The 23,340-nt window shown below is 73.2% G+C and carries 19 protein-coding genes; 13 read left to right on the forward strand and 6 right to left on the reverse strand.

Going from position 1 to position 23,340, the window contains the following annotated elements:
- Nucleotides 1-39: 39 nt before the first annotated feature.
- Genes PVK37_RS20195 through PVK37_RS20205 form a run of 3 tightly spaced genes read left to right on the forward strand, consistent with a single transcriptional unit; the run spans nucleotide 40 to nucleotide 2,268 of the window.
- Nucleotides 40-801, forward strand: a complete 762-nt coding sequence (locus PVK37_RS20195) for a carbohydrate ABC transporter permease (RefSeq protein WP_423791093.1) — start codon at nucleotides 40-42, stop codon at nucleotides 799-801.
- Between the two features lie 4 nt (nucleotides 802-805).
- The gene (locus PVK37_RS20200; RefSeq protein WP_275029119.1) at nucleotides 806-1,417 is read left to right on the forward strand and encodes a hypothetical protein; all 612 of its coding nucleotides are present in this window, start codon (nucleotides 806-808) and stop codon (nucleotides 1,415-1,417) included.
- Complete coding sequence (locus PVK37_RS20205; protein ID WP_275029120.1) at nucleotides 1,414-2,268, forward strand: DUF6807 domain-containing protein; 855 nt, start codon at nucleotides 1,414-1,416, stop codon at nucleotides 2,266-2,268. Before PVK37_RS20200 ends, PVK37_RS20205 begins: the two co-directional genes overlap by 4 nt.
- A 150-nt stretch (nucleotides 2,269-2,418) precedes the next feature.
- Here PVK37_RS20205 and PVK37_RS20210 read toward each other — a convergent pair whose 3' ends face one another.
- Complete coding sequence (locus PVK37_RS20210) at nucleotides 2,419-3,435, reverse strand: LacI family DNA-binding transcriptional regulator (RefSeq protein WP_275029121.1); 1,017 nt, start codon at nucleotides 3,433-3,435, stop codon at nucleotides 2,419-2,421.
- A 194-nt stretch (nucleotides 3,436-3,629) separates the two neighbouring features.
- On the opposite strand from PVK37_RS20210, the gene PVK37_RS20215 reads away from it, so the two are divergent.
- The 5 genes from PVK37_RS20215 to PVK37_RS20235 all read left to right on the forward strand — a co-directional run bounded on the left by PVK37_RS20215 (nucleotide 3,630) and on the right by PVK37_RS20235 (nucleotide 9,015).
- On the forward strand, nucleotides 3,630-4,781 hold the full coding sequence (locus PVK37_RS20215) for a Gfo/Idh/MocA family protein (RefSeq protein WP_275029122.1): 1,152 nt from the start codon (nucleotides 3,630-3,632) through the stop codon (nucleotides 4,779-4,781).
- Nucleotides 4,778-5,929 (forward strand): dihydrodipicolinate synthase family protein, encoded by a 1,152-nt coding sequence (locus PVK37_RS20220; RefSeq protein WP_275029123.1) that lies wholly within the window; start codon nucleotides 4,778-4,780, stop codon nucleotides 5,927-5,929. Before PVK37_RS20215 ends, PVK37_RS20220 begins: the two co-directional genes overlap by 4 nt.
- The gene (locus tag PVK37_RS20225) at nucleotides 5,926-6,768 is read left to right on the forward strand and encodes a sugar phosphate isomerase/epimerase family protein (RefSeq protein WP_275029125.1); all 843 of its coding nucleotides are present in this window, start codon (nucleotides 5,926-5,928) and stop codon (nucleotides 6,766-6,768) included. The genes PVK37_RS20220 and PVK37_RS20225 overlap by 4 nt, the downstream gene beginning before the upstream one ends.
- Nucleotides 6,769-6,841: 73 nt before the next feature.
- Nucleotides 6,842-7,759 carry a pentapeptide repeat-containing protein gene (locus PVK37_RS20230; protein WP_275029126.1) on the forward strand — a complete coding sequence of 306 codons (918 nt, stop codon included), beginning with the start codon at nucleotides 6,842-6,844 and terminating at the stop codon, nucleotides 7,757-7,759.
- A gap of 20 nt (nucleotides 7,760-7,779) precedes the next feature.
- Entirely contained in the window at nucleotides 7,780-9,015 is a 1,236-nt protein-coding gene (locus PVK37_RS20235; protein WP_275029128.1) for an MFS transporter, read from the forward strand.
- A 9-nt stretch (nucleotides 9,016-9,024) separates the two neighbouring features.
- On the opposite strand, the gene PVK37_RS20240 is transcribed toward PVK37_RS20235, so the two are convergent.
- A complete protein-coding gene (locus tag PVK37_RS20240; protein ID WP_341483453.1) occupies nucleotides 9,025-9,582 on the reverse strand; it encodes an MFS transporter in 558 nt (185 codons plus the stop codon).
- On the opposite strand from PVK37_RS20240, the gene PVK37_RS20245 reads away from it, so the two are divergent.
- The 3 genes from PVK37_RS20245 to PVK37_RS20255 all read left to right on the forward strand — a co-directional run bounded on the left by PVK37_RS20245 (nucleotide 9,544) and on the right by PVK37_RS20255 (nucleotide 11,784).
- Entirely contained in the window at nucleotides 9,544-9,942 is a 399-nt protein-coding gene (locus tag PVK37_RS20245; RefSeq protein WP_275029129.1) for a TetR/AcrR family transcriptional regulator C-terminal domain-containing protein, read from the forward strand. The two genes, PVK37_RS20240 and PVK37_RS20245, sit on opposite strands and share 39 nt — an antisense overlap.
- 157 nt (nucleotides 9,943-10,099) lie before the next feature.
- Nucleotides 10,100-10,882: a M23 family metallopeptidase gene (locus PVK37_RS20250; RefSeq protein WP_275029131.1), complete on the forward strand. Its 783-nt coding sequence runs from the start codon at nucleotides 10,100-10,102 to the stop codon at nucleotides 10,880-10,882.
- Between the two features lie 50 nt (nucleotides 10,883-10,932).
- Nucleotides 10,933-11,784, forward strand: a complete 852-nt coding sequence (locus PVK37_RS20255; protein WP_275029132.1) for a leucine-rich repeat domain-containing protein — start codon at nucleotides 10,933-10,935, stop codon at nucleotides 11,782-11,784.
- A 70-nt stretch (nucleotides 11,785-11,854) separates the two neighbouring features.
- On the opposite strand, the gene PVK37_RS20260 is transcribed toward PVK37_RS20255, so the two are convergent.
- Both PVK37_RS20260 and PVK37_RS20265 read right to left on the reverse strand, forming a co-directional pair.
- Entirely contained in the window at nucleotides 11,855-13,057 is a 1,203-nt protein-coding gene (locus PVK37_RS20260) for a helix-turn-helix domain-containing protein (protein WP_275029134.1), read from the reverse strand.
- A gap of 340 nt (nucleotides 13,058-13,397) precedes the next feature.
- The gene (locus PVK37_RS20265) at nucleotides 13,398-14,699 is read right to left on the reverse strand and encodes a helix-turn-helix domain-containing protein (RefSeq protein ID WP_275029135.1); all 1,302 of its coding nucleotides are present in this window, start codon (nucleotides 14,697-14,699) and stop codon (nucleotides 13,398-13,400) included.
- A gap of 172 nt (nucleotides 14,700-14,871) precedes the next feature.
- On the opposite strand from PVK37_RS20265, the gene PVK37_RS20270 reads away from it, so the two are divergent.
- Both PVK37_RS20270 and PVK37_RS20275 read left to right on the forward strand, forming a co-directional pair.
- Nucleotides 14,872-15,237: a hypothetical protein gene (locus tag PVK37_RS20270; protein WP_275029136.1), complete on the forward strand. Its 366-nt coding sequence runs from the start codon at nucleotides 14,872-14,874 to the stop codon at nucleotides 15,235-15,237.
- A gap of 150 nt (nucleotides 15,238-15,387) precedes the next feature.
- Nucleotides 15,388-17,802 carry an ATP-binding protein gene (locus tag PVK37_RS20275; RefSeq protein WP_275029138.1) on the forward strand — a complete coding sequence of 805 codons (2,415 nt, stop codon included), beginning with the start codon at nucleotides 15,388-15,390 and terminating at the stop codon, nucleotides 17,800-17,802.
- A 67-nt stretch (nucleotides 17,803-17,869) separates the two neighbouring features.
- Here PVK37_RS20275 and PVK37_RS20280 read toward each other — a convergent pair whose 3' ends face one another.
- Both PVK37_RS20280 and PVK37_RS20285 read right to left on the reverse strand, forming a co-directional pair.
- Entirely contained in the window at nucleotides 17,870-19,555 is a 1,686-nt protein-coding gene (locus PVK37_RS20280; RefSeq protein WP_275029140.1) for a glycoside hydrolase family 99 protein, read from the reverse strand.
- Nucleotides 19,556-19,668: 113 nt separating this feature from the next.
- On the reverse strand, nucleotides 19,669-23,034 hold the full coding sequence (locus tag PVK37_RS20285) for a CARDB domain-containing protein (RefSeq protein WP_275029142.1): 3,366 nt from the start codon (nucleotides 23,032-23,034) through the stop codon (nucleotides 19,669-19,671).
- Nucleotides 23,035-23,340: the final 306 nt, after the last annotated feature.

Raw genomic sequence — 23,340 nt, forward strand, 5'->3', positions numbered from 1 at the left:
GTCGCGATCCTGGCGATCGTGCTGTACCCGCTGTTCTGGATGCTCGGCACCTCGGTGAAGTCGCAGCAGGAGATCGTCAACAACATCGGCCTGCTGCCGGAGGTCTTCACCCCCGGCAACTACGCCGACGGGTGGACCAACTTCGACGTCAGCTTCGGCCGGTTCTTCTTCAACAGCGCGATGGTCAGCCTGCTGTCCGTGGTCGGCAACGCGGTCTCCTGCCTGCTGGCCGCGTACGCCTTCGCCCGGCTGCGGTTCAAGCTGCGGGGCGTCTGGTTCGCCGTGATGATCGGGACGCTGCTGCTGCCCGGACACGTGCTGATCGTGCCGCAGTACATCCTCTTCCGGAGCATGGGCATGGTCGGCGGCGACTGGCCGTACCTGCCGCTGCTGGTGCCGCAGTTCCTGGCCACCGAGGCGTTCTTCGTCTTCCTGATGGTGCAGTTCATGCGGGGCATCCCGAAGGAACTCGACGAGGCTGCCAAGATCGACGGGGCCAACTCGTTCGGCATCTTCCGGCACGTCATCCTGCCGCTGAGCCGGCCGGCGCTGGTCACCACCGCGATCTTCTCGTTCATCTGGACCTGGAACGACTTCTTCCGGCAACTGGTGTTCCTGTCCGAACTGACGGACTACACCGTCCCGGTGGCGCTGACCCTGTTCATCGACTCCACCAGCCAGAGCGCGGTCGGACCGATGTTCGCCATGTCGGTGCTGTCCCTGCTGCCGGTGTTCCTGTTCTTCGTCGCGTTCCAGCGGATGCTCGTCGAGGGCATCAACACCAGCGGTCTGAAGGGGTGAGCCGGTGAGCGTCGACGCCCCCGCCCGGCGGGACTGGCGGGACACCGCCCGCGACGCCAGTGACCTGGCGGTGCTCGGCTTCGCGCTGCTGCTGGGCGCGCTGCCGGTGCTCACCGCCGGGGCGTCCGTCGCCACCGCCAGCGCGGCGGTGCACGACTGGCTGACCACGGGCACCTGGCCGTCGGCGCGGGACAACCTCCGCCGGTACCGTCGGGCGCTGCTGCCCGGCGTGCCGGTGTCCCTGCTCGGGCTGGTGGTGGCCGCGCTGGTGGTGCTGGACCTGACCGCGCTGGCCCGGGGCCACGTGCCGGGTGGGGCGCCGATGCTGGTGGTCACCGTGCTGGCGGTGGCCGCCGCCCTCGGCTACGCGGCGCTGACCGTGGTCGGGATCGGACGTACCGGCGGCCGGGGCTGGCGGTCGGCGGCCCGGTCCGCCGGCCGGGCCGGCCTGGACCGGCCGCTGCTGTGGGCCGGCACCGGCGCGGTGGCCGGCATCGCCACCCTGCTCGCGGTCATGGTCCACCCGGTGGCGGTGCCGATCCTCGCCGGGTACGCGCTGGCCGCCCTGCACGCCGTGAGCCGTCGCCTGCCGGCGACCCGATGGGAGCACCCGTGACCGACGACGATCCACGCCTGCTGGTGGCCGACCGGGAGGTCGCCCGGTACGTGCTCGACCCGGACCTGGACGCGAAGCACGGGCCGCGCCCCTACCTGCACCCGGTGCGGACCCTCGCCGGCACGCCGGTCACCGACACGTTGCCGGAGGACCACGTCTGGCATCTCGGGGCTTCCCTGGCCGTGCAGGACGTCGACGGCACCAACCTGTGGGGCGGGCGGACCTACGTCCGGGACACCGGCTACACCTGGCGCGACGACCACGGCCGGATCAGCCACGACGGGTGGTTCCACCGGGAAGCCGACCGGCTGGAGCACCGGCTGCGCTGGTGCGACCGGGACGGCGGGCTGCTGCTCACCGAGCGCCGCCGGCTGGCCGCCCGACCGGTCGACGACCGGGCCTGGACGCTGGAGGTCGACTACACCCTGACCGCCCCGGACCGACGGGACGTGACGCTCGGCAGCCCGGCCACCAACGGTCGCCCCGGCGGGGCCGGGTACGGCGGCTTCTTCTGGCGGGCGGCGGCCGGGCCCACCCCGCCCCGGGTGCTCACCGCCAAGACGGACGGGGAGGAACAGGTCAACGGCAGCGCCGAACCGTGGGTGGCGATGCTCGGCACGAACCCCGACGGGGTGGCGTGGACGTTGCTCTTCGTCGGGCTGCCCGAGGGGGACCGCTGGTTCGTGCGCGCCAGCATGTACCCCGGGGTCTGCTCGGCGTTCGCGTTCGACGAGCCCCGGGTGATCCCGGCCGGGACGTCCCGGCCGGGCCGGCACCGGATCGCGGTGGTCGACGGCCACCTCGACCGGGACGCGCTCGGCGCGCTCGCCGAGCGGCTGGACCGGCCGTGACGGGGCCGGTCACACCCCGGGCGGCGGACGGGGTGCGACCGGCGTCGACCGGGGCTCCCGGGCCGGGGCCGGCCCGGTGGTCGGGTCGGGACCGCCGGCCCGGCGTGCCGCGCAGGCCGCAGGCCCGGCGCTGACCGGTCGGCGGGCTGGTCAGGCCGGGACGGGGGCGGTGCTGTCCCGGCGGACCAGTTCGGCGTCGAGCACCTCGACCCGGTCGCCGTCGACCCCGGGTTCCAGCGCCAGGGTCATCGCCCGGGCCCCCATCTCGACCAGCGGCAACCGGACCGTGGTCAGGGTCGGGGTGACGTCCCGGGCGATCGGCATGTCGTCGAAGCCGGCCACCGACACCTGGCCGGGCACCGCCACCCCCCGGGTGCGCAGCAGGGACAGCGCGCCGACGGCCATCGAGTCGTTGAGCGCCACGATCGCGGTCAGGCCGGGCACCTCGTCGAGCAGCGCGGCGGTGGCCTGCGCCCCGCTGTCCCGGTCGAACTCGGCGTAACGGATGTGCGTCTCGTCCAGGGTCAGGTCGACCTCGGCGAGCGCGCGGCGCAGCCCGGCCAGCCGGTCGGTGGTCGTGGTGAGCAGCCGGGGACCGGCCACCACCCCGATCCGCCGGTGGCCCAGGGCGAGCAGTTCCCGGGTGAGTAGCAGGGCGCCGTTCTCGTTGGCCGGCATCACCGCGTCCCCGGCGTGCTCGTGGCGACCGATCACGGCGACCCGGCCGCCGGTGGCCTCGTACGCGGCGAGCTGCTCGTTGAGCCGGGTGGTGAAGGCGTCGTCGTGGTAGCCGGAGCCGGCCAGGATCATCGCCGCGACCTGCTGGCCGCGTAGCAGGTCGACGTACTCGAGTTCCCGTTCCGGGTCCCGGTAGCTGTTGCAGATGATCAGCAGTTTGCCGCGGGCGGTCGCCACCCGTTGCAGCCCCCGGGTGATCTCGGCGAAGTACGGGTCGGAGACGTCGTGCACGATCACGCCCACCACGCTGCGCTGGGGCCGGGCGAGCAGCTGGGCATGGGCGTTGGGCACGTACCGCAGGTCGGCCACGGCCCGGAGCACCCGGTCGCGCAGCTCCTCGGTGACCGTCTTGCTGCTGCCGTTGATCACCCGCGACGCGGTCGCGGGGGAGACCCCGGCCCGCCGGGCGACGTCGGCCAACGTCGCCATGGCCACCCCCGAGTCGATCTTGTTGATGTGGTCGCCCGTCGGGCGCGGCCTCAGGTTACCGCAGCGCGCAGAGCGGTCCCAGTCTCGGTGAGGTCCGGCACGCCGCCGGTCCCGGAGGGGCGGGGGCCTTGCCCGGCGGGTCGGCGCCCCATACGCTGCTGAGGAAAGCGCTTGCCTGAGGTGGAAGGAAGATCATGACCCGCAGGCCGATCGGCATCATTCTCAACGGCGTCACCGGCCGAATGGGGTACCGGCAGCACCTCGTCCGGTCCCTGCTCGCCATCCGTGAGCAGGGCGGCGTCCGGCTGGACGACGGCACCACCATCTGGCCGGAACCCGTCCTCGTGGGCCGCAGCGAGACGCGGCTCCGGGAGATCGCGGAGCGCCACGGGCTGGCTGACTGGACCACCGACCTGAGCGCGGCGCTGGCCCGCGACGACGTCAAGATCTACTTCGACGCGCAGGTGACCCAGCAGCGGGAGAAGGCGATCCGGCAGGCCATCGAGGCCGGCAAACACATCTACACCGAGAAGCCCCTCGCCGAGACCAGCTCCGGCGCGCTGGAACTGGCCCGCGCGGCCAGCGCGGCCGGGCTGCGCACCGGCGTGGTGCAGGACAAGCTCTTCCTGCCCGGCCTGCGCAAGCTCAAGCGGCTCATCGACGGCGGCTTCTTCGGCCAGATCCTCTCCGTCCGCGGCGAGTTCGGCTACTGGGTCTTCGAAGGCGACTGGCAGCCCGCCCAGCGTCCCTCGTGGAACTACCGCGCCGAGGACGGCGGCGGCATCGTCGTCGACATGTTCCCGCACTGGCAGTACGTCCTCGAAGAACTGTTCGGGGAGGTCAAGGCGGTCACCGCGGTCATCGCCACGCACATCCCGCGCCGGGTCGACGAGTCCGGCAACGCCTACCCGGCCACCGCCGACGACGCCGCGTACGGCATCTTCGAACTGGCCGGCGGGATCGTCGCCCAACTCAACTCCTCCTGGTGCGTCCGGGTGCACCGCGACGAACTGGTCGAGTTCCAGGTCGACGGCACCGAGGGCAGCGCCGTCGCCGGGCTGCGCGGCTGCAAGATCCAGCACCGTGCGGTCACCCCCAAGCCGGTCTGGAACCCGGACCTGCCGGTCACCGAGAACTTCCGGTCCCAGTGGACCGAGGTGCCGGACAACGAGGAGTTCGACAACGGCTTCAAGGTGCAGTGGGAGGCGTACCTGCGGCACGTGGTCGCCGGTGAGCCGTTCCGGTGGGACTTCCTCGCCGGGGCCCGGGGCGTGCAACTGGCCGAGCTGGGCCTGCTCTCCGCCCGCGAGGGCTGCCGCGTCGAGGTGCCGGAGCTGGACCGGTGAGCGCCCACGTGCGCCTGACCGGCGGCGAGACGTACCGGCTGGCCGGCGGGGCCGGATTCGCCCGGCCCGCCGGCCCACCCAGCTCCCGGATCGCGTACGCCGCCGCGCACGTGGTCGCCGACCCGACCGCCGAGAACGTCCCCGGCGCGCCGGCCGTGCTGGATTGGGACACCACCCTGGCCTTCCGGCACCACCTGTGGTCGCACGGCTTCGGCGTCGCCGAGGCGATGGACACCGCCCAGCGCGGCATGGGGCTCGACCACACCGCCACCCGCGAACTGATCCGACGCAGCGCCGCCGAGGCCCGCTCGGTCGGCGGGCGGATCGTCGCCGGGGTCAACACCGACCACCTGCCGCCGGGGGCGTACCCGGTGGCCGAGCTGACCGCCGCGTACCGCACCCAGCTGGAGGAGGTGCTGACCGCCGGGGCCCGCCCGGTGCTGATGTGCAGCCGGCACCTCGCGGCGGCGGCCACCGGCCCCGACGACTACCTCACCGTCTACGCCGAGCTGCTGGCCGCCAGCGACGAACCGGTGGTGCTGCACTGGCTCGGCGACATGTTCGACCCGGCGCTGCACGGCTACTGGGGCAGCGCCGACCTGGACCTGGCCGCCGACACGGTGGTGCAGCTCGTCAAGGACCACGCCGACAAGGTCGACGGCATCAAGATCTCGCTGCTCGACGCGGACCGGGAGATCGCCCTGCGCCGCCGGCTCCCCGCCGGGGTGCGCCTCTACACCGGCGACGACTTCCACTACCCGGAACTCATCCTCGGTGACGAGCAGGGCCACTCCGACGCGCTGCTGGGCATCTTCGCCGCCATCGCCCCGGCCGCCGGGGCGGCGCTGGCCGCCCTCGACGCCGGCGACGTCGACACGTACCAGCGGATCATGGCCCCGACGGTGCCGCTGGCCCGGCACCTGTTCGGGACCCCCACCTGGCACTACAAGACCGGGATCGTCTTCCTGGCCTGGCTGACCGGCCACCAGGACCACTTCACCATGGTCGCCGGTCAGCAGGCCGGCCGGTCCCCGGCGCACCTGGCCCGGCTGCTCGTCCTGGCCGACGCCGCCGGGCTGCTGCCCGACGCCGAGCTGGCCGCCGCCCGGGCCCGCGCCTTCTTCACCGTCGCCGGGGTGGCCCAGTGACCGCCCCGCAGGTCGTGCCGGCGGTGCCCGTGCCGGCCGGGCTGGAACGGTTCTCCTTCAACCAGGCCACCGCCCAGCACTGGCCGCTGGAAGAGGTCGTCGCCGGCTGCGCCGGCGCGGGGGTGCCCGGCATCGGACTGTGGCGGGAACCGGTCGGCGAGTACGGCGTACAGCGGGCCGCCCGCCTGGTCCGGGCCGCCGGACTCACCGTCACCTCGCTGTGCCGTGGCGGGTTCTTCACCACCGACGACTGGCGGACGGAGAACCTGCGGGCCATCGAGGAGGCCGCCACCCTCGACTGCCCGGTGCTGGTGCTGGTCGCCGGGGGCCTGCCGGCCGGCAGCCGGGACCTCGACGGGGCCCGGAACCGGGTGGCCGACGCGATCGCCGAGCTGGCCCCGCACGCCGCGGCGGCCGGGGTGACCCTGGCCATCGAGCCGCTGCACCCGATGTTCTGCTCGGACCGGTGCGTGATCGCCACCCTCGGCCAGGCCCTCGACATCGCCGAACGGTTCGACCCGGGCACGGTCGGGGTGGTGGTGGACGCCTACCACGTCTGGTGGGACGACACGGTGTACCACCAGATCGCCCGCGCCGGGGACCGGATCGCCGCCTTCCAGGTCTGCGACTGGATCACCCCGCTGCCCGAGGGGGTGCTGCTCGGCCGGGGCCTGCCGGGGGAGGGCTGCATCGACCTGCGCCGGCTCCGCACGGCGGTGGACGCCGCCGGCTACACCGGTCCGATCGAGGTGGAGGTGTTCCACGCCGGCACCTGGGCCCGCCCCGGCCCCGAGGTGCTGGCCGACTCGGTACACGGCTACCTGGAACACGTGCTCTGACCGAACGCCGTCCACCGCCGCCCGGCCCCGCCACCGGGCGGCGGTGGCGAGGGCCGGACTAGGCTTGCCTGCCGTGTCCGCGGAGAAGCCACCGACCGCCGCGTCCGACCCCGCCGAGCTGCGGGCCGACTGCGGACGCTGCTTCGCGCTCTGCTGCGTGGCACCGGCCTTCGCCGCGTCGGCGGACTTCGCCCTCGACAAGCCCGCCGGCACCCCCTGCCCGAACCTGGCGACCGACTTCCGCTGCGGCATCCACGACCGGCTGCGCGAGCGCGGCTTCCCCGGCTGCACCGTGTTCGACTGCTTCGGGGCCGGGCAGCAGGTCGCCCAGGTCACCTTCGCCGGGCGGGACTGGCGCAGCCACCCGGAGCTGGCCGAGCCGATGCTGGCGGTGTTCCCGGTCATGCGGTCGCTGCACGAACTGCTCTGGTACGTCACCGCCGCCCGCGCCCTGCGCCCCGGTGACCCGCTCGACGGCGAACTGGACCGGGCCCGGGACCGCCTCGTCGCGCTGACCGAGAGCACCCCCGGGCAGCTGCGCACGCTGGACGTGGACGCGCTGCGCCGGGAGGTCAACCCGACGCTGTCCCGCACCGGCGACCTGGTCCGCTCCCGGGGCGGTCGGGCCGGTGTGGACCGGCGGGGAGCCGACCTGGTCGGCGCCGACCTGCGCCGGGTGGACCTGCGGGCGGCGAACCTGCGCGGGGCGTACCTGATCGGGGCGGACCTGCGGGGCGCGGACCTGCACCTGGCCGACCTGACCGGGGCCGACCTGCGGGGCGCGGACCTGCGCGGGGCCGACCTGACCGGCAGCCTGTTCCTCACCCGGGCCCAGCTCGACGCCGCCCGGGGCGACCGCACCACCCGGGTACCGGCGACGCTCGGCCGCCCGGTTCACTGGACGCACCTGCCGCTCACCCCGGTCACCGGGCCGGGCGGGGGCCGCCGGCCGGCCGCCGGAACCCGCCGGCCGGGTCGCCGGCGGGGTTGACCGACGGGGAGGGACAACGCGTGGAGCAGGTCAAGGACACCGGGACAGGCGCGGCCCCGCCGTCGTACGTGTTCGCCGCCCGTAACGCGGTGGCGGTCGTCTTCGCGCTCAACGGGCTCGCCGTGGCGTCGTGGTTCTCCCGGGTGCCGGCGGTCCGGGCGGCGCTCGGCCTCAGCGCCGGCGAACTCGGCCTCGTCCTGCTCGCCATGTCCAGCGGCGCGCTGCTCGCCCTGACCACCGCCGGCCTGGTGACCCACCGGCTCGGCGCGGCCCGCACCGTGGTCGCGGCGCACCTGCTGATCGCGTTCGGGTTGTTCGGCGGTGGGCTCGCCGCCGAGGTGGTCGGCACGGTCCCGGGCGTCGCGGTCGGGCTGTTCGCCGCCGGGCTCGGGGCCGGCACCTCCGAGGTCGCCTTCAACGTCGAGGCGGCCACCGTGGAGCGGCGGCTCGGCCGGACCATCATGCCCCGCTTCCACGCCGCGTGGAGCATCGGCTCGGTGACCGGCGCGGGCCTGGGCGCGGGGGCGGCCAGCCTCGGCCTGTCGCTGGTCGCGCACCTCGGCGTGGTCGCGGCGCTGGTGGTGGCCGGTACGCTGCCCGCGGTCCGCCGGTTCCTGCCGGCCGCCGCGCACGCTTCCGGCGCCGGCCGGCGGACCGGTCGGCTCCGGGACGCCTGGCGCGAGCCGCGTACCCTCCTCGTCGGCCTGCTGGTGCTGGTGCTGGCCTTCACCGAGGGCTCGGCCAACGACTGGCTGGCGGTCGCCTTCGTCGACGGGCACGACTTCGGCGAGGCGGCCGGGGCGGCGGTGTTCGGCCTGTTCGTGGTCGGCATGACGGTGGGACGGCTCGCCGGCACCCCGCTGCTGGACCGGTGGGGTCGGGTGCCGGTGCTGCTCGCCACGATCGGCGTGGCGATCGTCGGTTCGCTCACCGCCGTGCTCGCCTCCGGTCCGCTGGCCGTGGCCGGGGCGGTGCTGTGGGGGCTCGGCGCGTCGCTGGGCTTCCCGGTCGGCATGAGCGCCGCCGCCGACGAGGAGGAGCACGCCGCCGCCCGGGTCAGCGTGGTCGCGGCGATCGGGTACACCTCGTTCCTGGCCGGCCCACCGCTGATCGGGCTGCTCGGCGACCACGTCGGCACGCTACGGGCGCTGCTGGTCGTACCGCTGTTGCTGCTGCCCACGCTGGCCCTGGTGCCGGCGACCCGCCCGCCGGCCGCCCGTCCGTCGGCCCGCCCGACGCCGGCCAAGACCGGCTGACCCGCCGGCTCACGGGGTGCCCGCCACGGCCCCGTCGTCCGCCGGGCGCACGACGTGTCCGGCGGGGTCCGGCCGGCCGGGCAGCAGGCTGCTGCCCGCCAGGATGACGAGCACGCAGGCCAGGATCCACCAGTACCCGTACCGGAACCCGCGCGCCGGGTCGGCGTCCCCGGCGAGGTCGACGACGAGCGCGACCACGGCGATGCCGACCGCCGCGCCCAGCTGGTTGAGCATGTAGAGCACCGAACTGCCCTGGGGCACCTGGTGGCGGGGGAGGGTGCGGTACAGCGAGCCCATGGTGGGCGCGCCCACCGCGCCGAGCCCCGCCCCGACGACGAACGCCCACAGCGCCGGCCACGCCCCGCCGGCGTCGACCCGGGTGAGCGCCGCCGCCCCGAGCGCCGCCCCGAGCGCCGCCACGAACGCGCCGGTCAGGGCCGGGCGGCGGGCACCGAGGCGGTCACTGAGCCGGCCGGCGACCGGCATGGCCAGGACGGAACCCGCCCCGCGGACCTCGTCGAGCAGCAGTTGGCGATCATCGGCCGGCTCGCCGACCCCGGGGACGATCTCCGTGCCGCCCTGCTCGCGGTCGGTGGTGACCTGGCCCGGGTCGACTGCGGCGAACGGGCCCGCGCGTTACGGCGGCTGCTGCACGCCGAGGCCACCCGGTTCCCCGAACTCCTCGACGCCGCGCCCGGTCGCGGCGCGGAACGCCTCACCGAGGCGCTGGCCGACCGCCTCGCCCGGCTCGCCCTGAGCGGCCGGCTGCGGATCACCGACCCGGCCCTGGCCGCCGAGCAGTTCCTCGCCCTCGTCACCGGGCCGCTGCAGAGCCGGTCGCGGTACGGCAACCGGGTGGTCCCGGTCCAGGAGCAGCGGGCCGTCACCGTTGCCGCCGTGGACATGTTCCTGCTGGCCGTCGGGTAGCGCCCCGGCCCGTCCGGACGATGCTCTTGACAGTGGCCGAGGTGAATACCATACGATCTCGATCTATCGAAGATCCTCGCTTGGGTCGGGCCTCGGGACGCCACCACGACCGGCCCCGTCGTCGGCGGGAGCGACCCGGCTATCCCTCGGAGCGGCAGTGGCAGACGGACGGTCGTACCGGGGCATCGACCGGCGGCACCTGCTCGGCGTGATCACCGCCGCGCTGGCGGCCGGCGTCGTCCCGGAAGCCTGGCTCGCGGAAGCCGCGTACGGCGCCACCCCCCGGTGGAACCGCCCCTTCGACAAGTGGGTGCCGATCACGTCCCCGTTCGGTCCCCGGACCGACCCGATCACCGGCGAGACCCGGCAGCACAACGGCACCGACTACAGCTCCTCCGGCATCCTCGGCTATCCGGTCCGGTCCATCGCGGCGGGCACCGTGACCGGCGTCAGCCACAGCGCCGACGGATTCGGCCACCACGCCACCGTCACCCACGCCGACGGCTGGCGCAGTCTCTACGCCCACCTACGCGAGACTCCCGTGGTGCGGGTCGGTACGCAGGTCGCGGGCGGACAACACCTCGGCAACGTCGGCTCGACCGGCCGGTCCACCGGCCCGCACCTGCACCTCGAGGTGACCCAGCCGAACGGCCAGCGGGTGAACCCCGAATCGGTCCTCGCGGGCGCACCGTACGCCGGGGCACCCGGATCCCCTCCCACGATTCTCACCAAGGACGGGCTGATGTACCTCATCTGGAGCACCGGCGGCACGGGTTACCTGGTCACCCCGAACCGGGTCATCGGGCTACGGTCGATGGCCCACTACAACCTCTTCAAGCGGATCATCAACTCCAACCAGGCCGCCGACCAGCCGGAGGTCTTCAACCAACTGGAGATCGACCAGATCAACGCGTACCTCAACGGGCACGTGCCGGCCTGACCGGCCCAGCCCGGCCCGTTTCCCGAGTCTGGCATGGCTAGTCTCGGCGGATGCAGCAGCCCCCTGACGTCCCCGTGTTGTTATCGAACAGGTTCGCCGATGCCACCCCGCCGGAGACCGGCGGGCCGAGCCGCGACCGCTGCGCCTGCGTCGGCTACTCGGCCGAGACCCGTCCGGAGACCGTCCACTTCCACCCCGAGCGGCAGGACACCACCGCACCGGGCTGGCTGCGGCTGCTCCACCTGATCGACGAGGCCGCGGCGGACGGTCGTGAGTCGTTCACACCCTTCGTGGAGATGACCTCGGAGCAGCGGCGGCAGGTCGTCACGCTGCCCCCGTCGATCGGGACGTTGACCGCAGTCAGGCACCTCGTGCTCTACGGCACCAACCTGGTACGGATCCCGCCCGAGATCGGGGCGATGTCCAGCCTGGAGGTGTTCGAGCCCTACACGTCGCACCGGCTGCACTGGTACCCCTACGAGTTGACCCGCTGCACCCGCCTGCGCGACAGCACCGTCAGCACCCGCGTGCTGTACGGGAACGTCAAGCATCGCCCTCCCTTTCCGGCGCTGCGGCCGGTGACCGCCGCCGCCGAGGCCACCTTCGGCACGCTCGATCCCGGTGTCTGGGGCACCGAGGCGGTCCGTACGTGCAGCGTCTGCGACCAGCCCATCGGCCAGCAGTTGCACCAGGTCTGGATCTCCCTGCGCGTCGGCACCGACGTGCTGCCCTTCCTCGTCAACGCGTGCTCGCCCGGATGCATCGACGCCCTGCCCCAGCCGGCCCGCGACCATGTGCAGACCGCACACACCGGTGGTCCCGGCGTCGTGCAGCCGCCCGACTACCGCACCCTGTGGCGACAGCGGCAGGACGCACCTGACAGCGGGTCGGGCACCACCTGACCCCCTGTCGGGCCGACGGCTCCCCGCCGTGCCGGTCGACCGACTCTGCCGGCGCGTCCGGAGCGCGGTCTCACCCCAGTCCGAGGGTGACGGCGAGCTGGGTGACCGTGGTCGGGGCGTACGGGTCACGGGCGATCCGGGCGAGCAGGTCCCGGGCCACCGGCCGATGACGGATCTCGGCGGGCGCGGTCTGCACGGCCTCGGTCAGTACGCGGGCGGCGTTGGCCACGTCGTCGACGTGCAGGTAGGCGCGGGCGGTGTCGACCAGGTGGGCGGCCCGGTGCTCGGCCGGCAGCCACCGCCAACCCGCCTGCCTGGTGGTCCTCTCGTGCCAGTCGATGGCGTCGTGCGCGTTGCCGAGTTCGATCGCGGCGGCGGCACGGGCCAGGGCGACCGCGGTCGGTCCGAAGGCGGTGTGGTGGTGGTCGACCCCGTCCCGGAGGTGTCCGGCCATGCCGGTCGCCTCGTCGATCAATTCGGCGGTGGCGCGGTCGTCCCCGGCCTGCGCCGCCGCCAGCGCGGCCTGGACCAGCAGGGTCCCGCAGAGGGATACGTCGGCCGGGGTGCCGTACTCGATCACGGTCGGAGCGATCCGGTAGGCGGCGGCGAGCGTCACCGACTTCGCCGTCCCCGCCCGCCCCGCCGCCCGCAGCGCCTGGCCGAGCTGCACGGCCGCGGCGGCGACCAGGGTCCGGTCGCCGGTGGCGGCGATCATCGCCCGGTCCGCCGCCAGCCAGGCCAGGTCGGCGACCTCCAGCTTGACCAGCAGGGCGGCTGTGATCCGGTACGCGTCGACCAGCAGCGCCCGGCCGGTGTCCGGCGCGGTGGCGTGCGTGCGCGGGGCGTCGACCAGCAGATCCGGCAGCAACTCGACCACCTGCCGGTAGCGGGCGTGCTGGAAGGTGGTCCAGGCGTGGGTGACCTCGCGGGCCATCCGGTCGACGGGCAGCACCGGGCGGCGGCCGGTTGGGCGGCCGAGCGGAATCTCGTACCGGGACAGCGCTGTCCGAACCCGCTCCACCGCCTCGGCGCGCGCATCCACCTCGACCGGCCGGGCGACCCGGCCCAGCAGTACCGCCGGGTCGATCCGCAGCACGGCGGCGATGTCCTGGAGTGTGGACAGTCTGTCCAGCGTCCGGACGCCGCGTTCGACCTTGTCCACCCAGCTCTTCGACTTGCCGAGCCGGTCGGCGAACAGCTGCTGCGACAGCTTCCGCCGGATGCGCCAGTACGCCACCCGCCGGCCGATCGGCAACCGCTCAGTGTTGTCCACGCCGCCACCGCCGATCGGGTAGTGCCCGGGTGGTCTCCTCTACCGGTATCCGGTCGGCCTCGGCGAGCGCGAGAATCCGCCGTCTCGCGGCCTCCCGTTCCGCCGCCTGGATCCGCTCACCCCGGCTCTGCGCCGGATCGCCCTGCGTACCGTCGTCCACTCGCGTCCTCCCGGAATGGGGGCGCGGCGGTGGTGCTCGGGGGAAGACCGACCACCGCCGCGCCCGGCTGACGGACGCGACCGACAGCGGTACCGAAGGACCGGTGTCCGTTGCGCCCTGAACACAGCGTGTGACGAAGTGGCGGCGTGATCCAGGTGAACCTTGTCCTCTCCTGTCCGCCTAGCTGGATGTCCTGACGGCGGACAGGTCGGCCGACAGGTCCAGGAAGTCACTCACCGCAGCCGCGTTCGGGGCAGTCTCGGTCAGGATCCGGCGTAGCTCAGCCACTCGACGGACCGCCCGGTGCGACTGCGCCCGACGGGCCAGGTCCAGTGCCCGCTGTGCCGCGTCGGTCGCCTGTTCGATCTCCCCGGCCTGCACCAGGCTCTCGGCGAGCCAGGTGAGGTAGAGCGACGTCTCGCGGGGAACGTCCTGCCCGTACCGGGCAGTCACCCGCTCCAGGATCGGTACCGATCGCAGCGGTCGCCGCAGCTCCGTCCACACCCGGCCGGTCATGATCTCCACCTCGTCCGGCGTGAGCCAGTACGCCCACGGCGGAGCAGCGTCCGGGTCCCGGTCCGCGTACACCTCCTCCACGGCACCCAACGCCCGCTCCGCCAGGTCTGGGTCGCCAGCACGGGCATGAGCCCACGCCACCCGTTCCAGTAACAGCGCCTGGCCGGTGGCCTCGGCCGACTGCCGGCCACCGGCGTGCGCGGATCGGGCCAGGGTGACCGCCTCGCGCCGGTCTCCGATGTTCGCCTCGAGATAGCTGAGGGTGCTGAGACAGTTGGCCGCACTGGCCGGGTCGCCGCCGGCGTGTGCGGCCCGCAGGCCGGCCAGGTAGTACCGGCGGGCCTCGGTGACCAGACCGGCGTCCTCGGCCACGAAGCCGGCGAGCTGACACAGGTCTGCTATCACCGAGAGCAGTCGCCGGCTGACGAGTTCGGAGTGGCTGCCCTCGCGGAGCAGGTCAGCGGTTACCGCCAACTCCGCGGTGACCATCGCATGGGTCTCCGCGCCGCCGACGTGGTCGTCCAGGCGTCGAAGTTGGTGGACCCGTCGCTCGACGTGAACGACAGTGCCGAGTCCCACCCGCCGGCCGGCGCTCAACTCGTACCGTTGTGGGGGGTCTGCTATGAGCCACTGATGCGCCAGGGCGCTGGCGTTCTCCGGGGTCGGGCCGGTGCTGACGAGTTGTTCGGCGAGTTGTTCGGCGTCGCACTGCCGCCAGCCCAGCATCCGGTCGATCGTCCACCGTCCGCCATCCACCGTCATCGCGAGAGTGGCGAGTTCGTTGCCGGTGTGCAGAGCGTCATCCAGGCGTCGGGCCACCTCCATGGTCGGCGGCTTGCGACCGTGCGCGAGATCGTGGAGATAGCTTTTGCCGTAGTAGGTGCGGGCGGCGAGCGCGCGGTAGGTGATTCCCTGTTCCTTGAGTACTTCCCGTAGGCGTGCCGAGAAGCGCGAAGATGCAGACATGACAGGCTCCCAGTGATCGGCTGGGCGACGAGCTGGCAATCGTCGGTACGAGGGGCCGGCGCTTCGGACCGTACCCCGAAGGCCCGAGGCGAGCACACTGTGGGTGCGCGTTTCGTCACCCAGTGGTTCGTGGGGCTGTGGGTGATCCGGCGGTCACCGGGTCATTGGACAAATGCGAAAACTGCTGGCGGCGCGGGCCAACCGGCCGCCGGTGCCGTTCGCGGGTGTTCCGGCAGGATCTATAGTCATCGAAACTCATCGTTTCGAGGTCTCGGAGGACGCCGTGCGCCCCTCGATCCGCCGTACCCTGACCCGGGCCTTCGCCATCGGGGCCACCCTCGCCGCGGTCTCCACCGTGGCCCTCGTCGCCGCACCCGCCCAGGCGTACGAGATCACCTGGTACGGCCCGTACGGGTACTACGAGTGCGAGGCCGCGTACGACGCCCTGATGAACAGCGGCGCGCCGGTGCCCCGGACGGTGACCTGCCAGTACCACGACGTGAACGGTCCGGGCTGGTACTACGGCACCCTGGGCTGATCCTGCCGACCGGCCCCTCCTGGCGGGAACCTGACGGTGTGCCCGCGAAGCCGGCACGGGTAGTTACCCTGACGTCAGTCCATGGAGGACGGCCGGCGGGTACGGGCGGACCCTGGGCGCGGGCCGCGCCGGCGCGGGGAGGTTCGCGTCGTGTCGGAGAGCGGGCGGGAAGCGCTGCTGCGGTTCGTGGACGAACTCCGGCGGCTCCGGCAGGTCGCCGGTGGGCCGTCGCTGAACGCGCTGGTCGCGGTGGCCGCCCACCGGGGCCGTCCACTGGCCCGCTCCACCCTCAGCGACAAGCTCAACGCCAAGTCGTTGCCGGAGTGGGACTTCGTCGTCGGGTACGTCGACGCCTGCGCCGCGTACGCCGCGCAACTCGGGATCGACCTGCCGGCGGACCTGACCGACCTGGCCCGGTGGGACGCCGCGCACTGGCGACTGTTGCGGGCGGCCGACGCGACCCGGGCCGAGCACCGGCTGGCCGCCCAGGCCCGCACCGAACTGGGCCGCCAGGCCCGCACCGGCGGGACACCGGTGCCGGACACCCCGGCGGGACAGACCCGACCGTGGGTGGTGCCCCGGCAGTTGCCGGCGGCGGTCCGGCACTTCGTCGGACGGTCCGCCCCCCTCGCCGCGCTGAGCAGCCTGGCCGACGGCCCGGCCGACACGGTGGTCATCTCCGCGATCGGCGGTACGGCGGGGGTCGGCAAGACCGCCCTCGCCGTGCACTGGGCGCACCAGGTGGCCGACCGGTTCCCCGACGGCCAGCTCTACGTCAACCTGCGTGGCTTCGACCCGGACGGCAACCTGCTCGACCCGGCCGAGGCGCTCGGCGGTTTCCTGGAGGCGCTGGCCGTACCGGCGCACCGGATCCCCGCCGGGCTGCCCGCGCAGGCGGCGCTGTTCCGCAGCCTGCTGGCCGGGCGGCGGATGCTGGTCGTGCTGGACAACGCGCGCCACGCAGACCAGGTCCGGCCGCTGCTGCCCGGCACCCCGGGCAGTCTGGTGCTGGTGACCAGCCGGCACCAACTGCCGGGGCTGGTCGCCACCGAGGGCGCGCATCCGCTGGTACTGGACCTGCTGTCGCCGGCCGAGGCGCGCGACCTGCTGGCCCGGCGGGTCGGCGGCCGGCGGGTGGCCGACGAACCGGAGGCGGTGGACCGGATCGTCGACGCGTCGGCCCGGCTGCCGCTGGCCCTGGCCATCGTGTCGGCGCGCGCCGCCACCCACCCGGGTTTCCCGCTCGCCCGGCTCGCCGAGGAACTGACCGACTCCCGCCTGGACGCCCTCTGCGGCGGGGACACCGGCACCGACGTCCGGGCGGTGCTGTCCTGGTCGTACCGGAGTCTGGACCCGTCGGCGGCGGCGCTGTTCCGGCGGCTGGGCCTGCACCCCGGACCGGACCTGTCGGTCGCCGCCGCCGCGAGCCTCGCGGCGCAGCCGGTCGACCGGGTACGGCCGGTGCTGGCCGCGCTGACCAGGGCGAACCTGCTCACCGAGCACACCCCCGGCCGGTACCTGCTGCACGACCTGCTCGCCGCGTACGCCGCCGAACAGGCCCGGACCGTCGACCCGGAACCGGACCGGCGGGCCGCCGTGGGCCGGCTGCTCGACCACTACCTGCACACCGCCCACCGCGCCGACCTGCTGCTGCACCAGCACCGGGACCCGGTCGACCTGTCGGCGGCCCGGACCGGCACGACGGTGCCGGAGCTGGTCGACCGGGACGGGGCGTGGGCCTGGCTCAGCGCCGAGCATCGCACCCTGCTGGCCGCCGTCATGCTGGCGGAGGCCGACGGTTTCGACGCGCACGCCTGGCAGATCGCCTGGTGCGTGAACACCTACCTGGACCGGGTGGGCGCCTGGCGGGACCAGTCGACCGCACAGCAGGTGGCGCTGCGGGCCGCCGCGCGGGCCGGGGACCGTAACGGGCAGGCGCGGGCGCACCGCAACCGCGCGGTGGCGTGCCTGCGGTTGGGCGGCCATGACGAGGCCCGCGCGCACCTGGACCGGGCCGTCGAGCTGTACGACGCCCTCGGTGACCTGGTCGGTGGGGCACGGGCCCAGCTCAACCTGGGCAACGTGGCGGAACGGCTGGGCGAGCACCGGCGGGCCCTCGCGCACGCGCAGCGGGCCTACGACCTGTTCGAGGCGGCCGGCCACGACCACGGGCAGGCCAACGCGCTGAACAACATCGGCTGGTGCCACGGCCAGCTCGGTGACCACCAGCGGGCGCTGGACTACTGCCGGCGGGCGCTGACCCAGCAGCAGCGGGTGGGTAACCGGTACTGGGAGGCGCACACCTGGGACAGCGTCGGCACCGCCCACCACCATCTCGGCGAGTACCCGCAGGCCGTCGAGTGCTACACCAGCGCGCTGGCGATCTACCGGGAGGTGGGCGAACGGTACTTCGAGGCCACCACCCTGACCCACCTGGGCGACACCTGGTGTGCCGCCGGTGACCCCGAGCAGGCGCGTACCGCCTGGCGACAGGCGGTCGACGTCCTCGACCGGCTCGGCCACCCGGACGCCGCGCAGGTCCGGGCCCGGCTCGACGGCCGCTGAGCACCCCCGATGGCTGTCGCCCACCGCGCCCGGCCGACGGCCGCCGGCCGTCGAGCCGGGTCCTCGGTCAGCCGGCGTACAGCTCCACCTGGGCGAGCTGGCCGGCGGGCCATCCGGTGTTGCCGGTGACGTGGACCCGCACGTACCGGGTGGCGGTGCCGGGCAGGGTGATCGTCACCTGGTTGCCGGTGGCGGGGTCGAAGACCCGGCCGGCCGACCCGGCCAGTGTGCCGAAGGTGGTGCCGTCGGTGCTGCCCTGCACGGACAGGGTCTGGGTGCGTCGTTCCCAGCCGGCCGGCAGGGCCAGCACCAGTCGGGTCACCGGCTGGTTGCCGCCCAGGTCGACCTGCCACCACTGGGGGAACGCGCCGTTGGCCGACTCCCAGTAGCTGCCCCGGTCGCCGTCGACCGCGTTCCCGGGCGGGTACGGGCCGTTCTGGCTGCTGCTGGCGGTGGCCGGCCGGCCGGCGGCGAGGTTGCCCCCGGGCGGTGGTGGCGTGCCGACCACCGGCGGGGTGGGCCGGACCGGGGTCAGCGCGAGCTGACCCTTGAGCATCCGGCCGCCGTCGGCGGTGATCCGTAGGTAGTAGTCGGCGGAGCAGAAGGTGCCGTCCTCGTCGAGGGCCCGGATGCCGACGCCGGCCGGCGTGGTCGCCTGCGTCTCGCTGGTCTTGGCGATCTGGTTGCCCTCGTTGTACTCGTCGAACATGGACACGTACAGGCCCTGGGCGGGCAGCCGGATCATGTTGTAGAGGTGCCGCCAGTAGAAGTCGCCGTGCCGGCGGTGCCCGGCCGACAGGTCGCCGGGCATCACACAGGGCTGGTAGTCGATGCCGTGCGCGGCGCAGTCGGCCAGGTCGGGGACGTTGACGTTGGTGTGGAACCAGTCCAGCCCGTCCAGGGTGCCGGTCCGGCCGACCATCCACGGCGAGAGCATGTCGAACGCGTGGTACACCTCGGAGAAGCCGGGCCGGGAGTCGTTGATGCCCTGCCGCCAGTACGTCGGCACGCCGCCGATGACGTAGCAGCCCTGCGCCTTGAACCAGCGCACCACGTCCAGGCAGGGGGCCGGGGCGAACGGTCGGCCGTCGTCGTTGAACCCGAACCCCCAGATGCAGACGACCGGTCTGCCGTTCTGCCGCGCGTACGCCGGGGAGGCGGTGTGCGCGGACATCTTCGTCGTCCAGTCCTCCTTGAGCTGGGACTGCATCGCGGTCCAACTCGTCACGTCGTACATGACGTAGAACTTGCGGCCGTACCGTTCGGCGGCGCTGCGGACCTTGACCGCCATCGCGTCCCGGGTCGGTCCCTCGTCGCCGAACGGGTTGAACCGCTGCAACGCGGCGGTGTCGCAGCCGTGCTCGCGCATCCACCGGAAGTGGGTGTCCACGGTCTGCTGGTCGTAGGAGGAGAACAGCCGGGCCGGCTGGCCGTTGCCGAGCGCCGGGTACGCGGTGGAGTAGCCGTGCGTGTAGTCCCGCATGTCCGGCCAGGAGACGATGGTGGTGTTGGCCGGCGAGGGCGGCTGGAAGCGGTCCCGGCTCCAGTGCCACCAGCCGCCGATCGGCGCGCCGTCACCGGGGCAACTGAACCAGCCCTGGTAGCCGACGGTGATCTTGCCGACCACGTCGCCGGGCGGGCTGGCCGCGGCGGCGGACGCGATGCCGCCCGGCATCAGGTCGCGGGGCGGGACGGCGGCCAGTGCGGTTCCGGCCGCCACGGATCCGATGAGCGTACGGCGGGTGAGTCCCATGACGATCCCTCCTCATGAGGGCTGAGCGGAACGGACGGTTGTCGTGCGGGCAGGCCCGGCGTGGGATGTCACCGTCGGCGAGCGGCGACATCCCACGCCGAGGATCACGGGGCTCAGCCGCCGGTGATGGCGAAGCTCGAGCCGGGTTGCGTGACGATGTGGCCGTCGGCCGAGTTGGTGATGGTGACGTTGGTCAGCCGGGCGTTGCCGCGCGCGCCGGCCATCGCCAGGATGCCGGCCCCGTGGTTCGACTTGTCGATCTTCACGTTGGTGACGGCGACGTTCGGCATGTTGCCGCCGCCGGTCTTGAACTGGATGCCGTCGTAGGTCGAGTCGTGGATCTCGGTGTCCCGGATGGTGACGCCGGTGATGTCGGAACCGGCCGGGAACAGCGTGATCGCCCCGAACTCCTGGTCCTCGTTCCAGAAGACGCCACCGCACCGGTAGAGCGCGTTGTTGGCGATCAGCGTGGTACCCGAGAACGGCAGCGGACTGTGGTCCGTCGCCAGCATGATGCCCGGGTAGTTCATCGTGTCGGAGATCAGGTTGTTCTCGATGGTGTTGCCGTAACCGCCGTAGACCGCGATGCCGTTCGCCCGCCAGGGCAGCTGGATGGTGTTGTTGACGAAGTGGTTGTCGTGCGCGACGTCCACCGTCGTGTCCTTGACGCGGGGGTTGGCCCAGACCGCCAGGGCGTCGTCACCGGTGGTGCGGAACGACGAGTTGAACACCCGGGAGTTGCGGGTGCCGTTGGAGAAGTTGATGCCGTCGGCGTAGGTGTCGCGGATCCGCATGCCGCTGAACTCGAGGCCGTCCCCGGGGTTCCAGTACGCCGGGGTGTCCGAGTAGTCCCGGCCGACCCAGGCACCGACGTTGACGTGTTCGATCCAGACGTTGCTGATCTTCGTGTTCCGGCCGAGCCGTCCGTTGATCCCGTGGCCGCGATGGGCCCGGTTGGTCGTCATGCCGAAGATGGCCAGGTCGGAGATCTGGGTGTTGTCGTCGATGTCGAAGCCGACGTTGCCCTCATGCGGATGGTTGATGTTGCCCACCACGTTCTGCGGCTCGGTCAGCGTGTAGAGCTGCGAGTGCCACATGCCGGCGCCCCGGACGGTGACGTTGCGGATGCCCTGCTGGTTGTACTGCCCCCGGTTCGGGTCCGGGGAGAGGATCTTCTGCTCCTGCCGCCACTGACCGGCCGGGATCCAGACGCAGCCGATGACGCCGTTCTGGTCGTCCGTGACGGCCCGCTGGATGGCGGCGGTGTCGTCGAGCCCGTCGTTCGGCACCGCCCCGTACGAGGTGATCGAGGTGCACTCGGCCGGCTTGCTGGCCGCAGGTGCCACCTGCTCCAGGTCGATGACGTCGATGACGTAGAACGCGGCCGTGTCGGTGGCGTCCCGTTGGAGCCGGAACCGGGTGCCGGCCGGGTAGGACTGCGCCAGCAGCGCGTGCGACTCGTCGAACAACCGCCGCGCGTCGGCCTGCGGGGTGTTCGTCAGCGACTCGGTGTCGTCGGTGGTGCCGTAGAGCCAACTGTGCTTCGACGACAGGGTCAGCTTCCGGACGAACGTGTCGTTGACGTAGAGGCTGATGCTGGCGTTGGTGCCGCCGCCGTTCGGGGCGTCCGGGATGGAGTTGCGCACCACGATGGAGTTGGCCGGGATGGTCGAGGTGAACTCGACGAACTGCCCGGTGCCGGTCAGCCGCACCGACCTGCGGCCGGAGGACTCGGTGCCGAAGTTGGTGTGCCCGAACGTGCGCAGCGGGTCGGCCTCCAGCAGGGTGCCCTGGTAGCGGCCGGCCTCGGCCTCGTACGAGACCCACGGTGCCGCCGCGCCCCGCCCGACCACGATCGAACGGGAGAACACGTTGTTGGCCTCGTTGGTCTCCGCGACGACGTTGGTGGCGTCGGCGGTGGCGGTGACGGTGGCCCCGCCGGCGGTGGCGGTCCAGGTGCCGCTGACCGGCACGCTGACCGTTGCCCCGGCGGCCACCCCCGGGGTGGTGCCGTTCAGGGTGGTGCCGCCGACGACGAGCCGGGTGACCGAGGTGGCGCTGGTGCCGGTGATGCCCCGGTTGCGGACCGCCACGGTGAAGGAGACCGCCGCGCCGACCGCCGGGTTCGGCGGGTTGGGGGTGACGTCCACGACCTGGAGGTCGGGGCCGGGGGCCGGGGTGACCACCAGGTCGGTGGCGGCGGTGAAGGTGTTGTTGTCGTTGTTCTGCTCGGCGACCGTGTTGGCCGGGTCGACCACCGCCGAGACGCGGTAGCTGCCCGCCGTCCGGGTGCCGACGGTCGCCGTGACGGTGGTGGTGGCACCGGCGGCGAGGGCCCCGACCGGGGCGCTGCCCACCACCGTGCCGCCCAGCCGGAAGTCCACCGTGGTAGCGCCCGCGGCGGCGGTGCCCGCGTTGCGGACCGTGGCCGACAGCGTGACCGGGGTGGCCTCGCTCGGCGTGGCCGGGGTCCAGCCCGCCGTGGTGACCACCAGGTCGGGGTTGGGCGCCCAGGCGCCCCGTACCTGGAGGTCGGCCACCTGCCCGCCCGGCGCGCCGGTGTTGCCGAGGAACCTCAGTTGCAGGTCGGCCACCCGACCGGTGACCGGGATCGTCACGGTGTTCTGGTTGCCCGACGGGCTGAAGGAGTAGTCGGCGGCAGCCTTCAGCGAGGTGAAGCCGCCGGCCGGGTCGGCGCGGCCGAGGACCTGGACGTTCTGGGTCCGGGGTCCCCAGACCGGGTCCGGGTTGAGCCTGATCACGATCGCGGTGAGGTCGGCGGTGGCGCCCAGCTTCACGGTGAGGGTGGCCGGGAACCCGGCGGACTCCCAGTACGAGGTGAGGCTGCCGTCGGTGGCATTGGCCGCGACGAAGGAGAACGTCGACGAGGACGCCTCGATCGGCTTGCCGGTGGCCAGGTTCGTGCCGCCCGGGTCACCGGGATCGACCGGGCCGCCGGCCACGCCGTAGACCTCGAACTCGGCGACCTGGGCGGCGGGCCAGCCGGTGTTGCCTGTGACGTGCACCCGTACGTACCGCACCCGGGTCGCGGCGACGTCGATGGTGACGGTGTTGGCCGAGGCCGGGTCGAACACCCGCCCGGCCGACGCGGAGAGCGTGCCGAAGCTGCCGCCGTCGGCGCTGCCCTGCACGGCGAGGGTCTGCGTCCGGGTGCCCCAGTCGGTCGACGGTGGCAGCTTCAGCTTCACCTGGTCGATCTCGACGCTGCCGCCGAGGTCGACCTGGACCCACTGCGGGAACGCGTGCGACGGGCTCTCCCAGTAGGTGGCCGGGTTGCCGTCGGTGACGTGGGAGGCGACGTAGGGGCCGTTGGCCCCGCTCGCCGTGGCCGGTCGGCCGGCGGCCAGGTTGGGGCCGCCGGCCGCGAGCGCCGGGGTGGGCGCGAGCGCCGCGCCGCCGACCAGCGCGACCGCGAGGAAGCCGCCGACCAGCAGCCTGCGGATTCGGGTACGTGTCATGACGTCCTTCCTGGAGCACCACAGAGATCCGGGCGTGCGGCGACAGGCCGGTCCGGGCACCGGGCGGCGCGCCGTACGCTGCGCCGCGCGGACGCCGGGAGGGGGAGAGGCGGGAGGCGGTGCCCAGGCCGCGACCGGACGACCACGCTTATTTCATCTGTCGATGCAGAGCTTGCACCTCTACGTCGACTTCTTTCAGTGCGATGGGTCTCAATGTTTCAGACGGGATACGGATCCGTCAATGGTTGGGGTCGGCCGGCCCTGGAAGCACGGCGTCCCCGGCGCCGGAGTGGACGACCACCCTCG

This window comes from Micromonospora cathayae (assembly GCF_028993575.1).
GTDB lineage: Bacteria > Actinomycetota > Actinomycetes > Mycobacteriales > Micromonosporaceae > Micromonospora > Micromonospora cathayae.

Coding starts and splice junctions, on each gene's coding strand:
- PVK37_RS20195 (WP_423791093.1), top strand. CDS start 40: ATGCTCGGCACCTCGGTGAAGTCGCAGCAGGAGATCGTCAACAACATC.
- PVK37_RS20210 (WP_275029121.1), bottom strand. CDS start 3,435: ATGGCGACGTTGGCCGACGTCGCCCGGCGGGCCGGGGTCTCCCCCGCG.
- PVK37_RS20215 (WP_275029122.1), top strand. CDS start 3,630: ATGACCCGCAGGCCGATCGGCATCATTCTCAACGGCGTCACCGGCCGA.
- PVK37_RS20255 (WP_275029132.1), top strand. CDS start 10,933: ATGCAGCAGCCCCCTGACGTCCCCGTGTTGTTATCGAACAGGTTCGCC.
- PVK37_RS20265 (WP_275029135.1), bottom strand. CDS start 14,699: ATGTCTGCATCTTCGCGCTTCTCGGCACGCCTACGGGAAGTACTCAAG.
- PVK37_RS20270 (WP_275029136.1), top strand. CDS start 14,872: ATGCGAAAACTGCTGGCGGCGCGGGCCAACCGGCCGCCGGTGCCGTTC.
- PVK37_RS20280 (WP_275029140.1), bottom strand. CDS start 19,555: ATGGGACTCACCCGCCGTACGCTCATCGGATCCGTGGCGGCCGGAACC.
- PVK37_RS20285 (WP_275029142.1), bottom strand. CDS start 23,034: ATGACACGTACCCGAATCCGCAGGCTGCTGGTCGGCGGCTTCCTCGCG.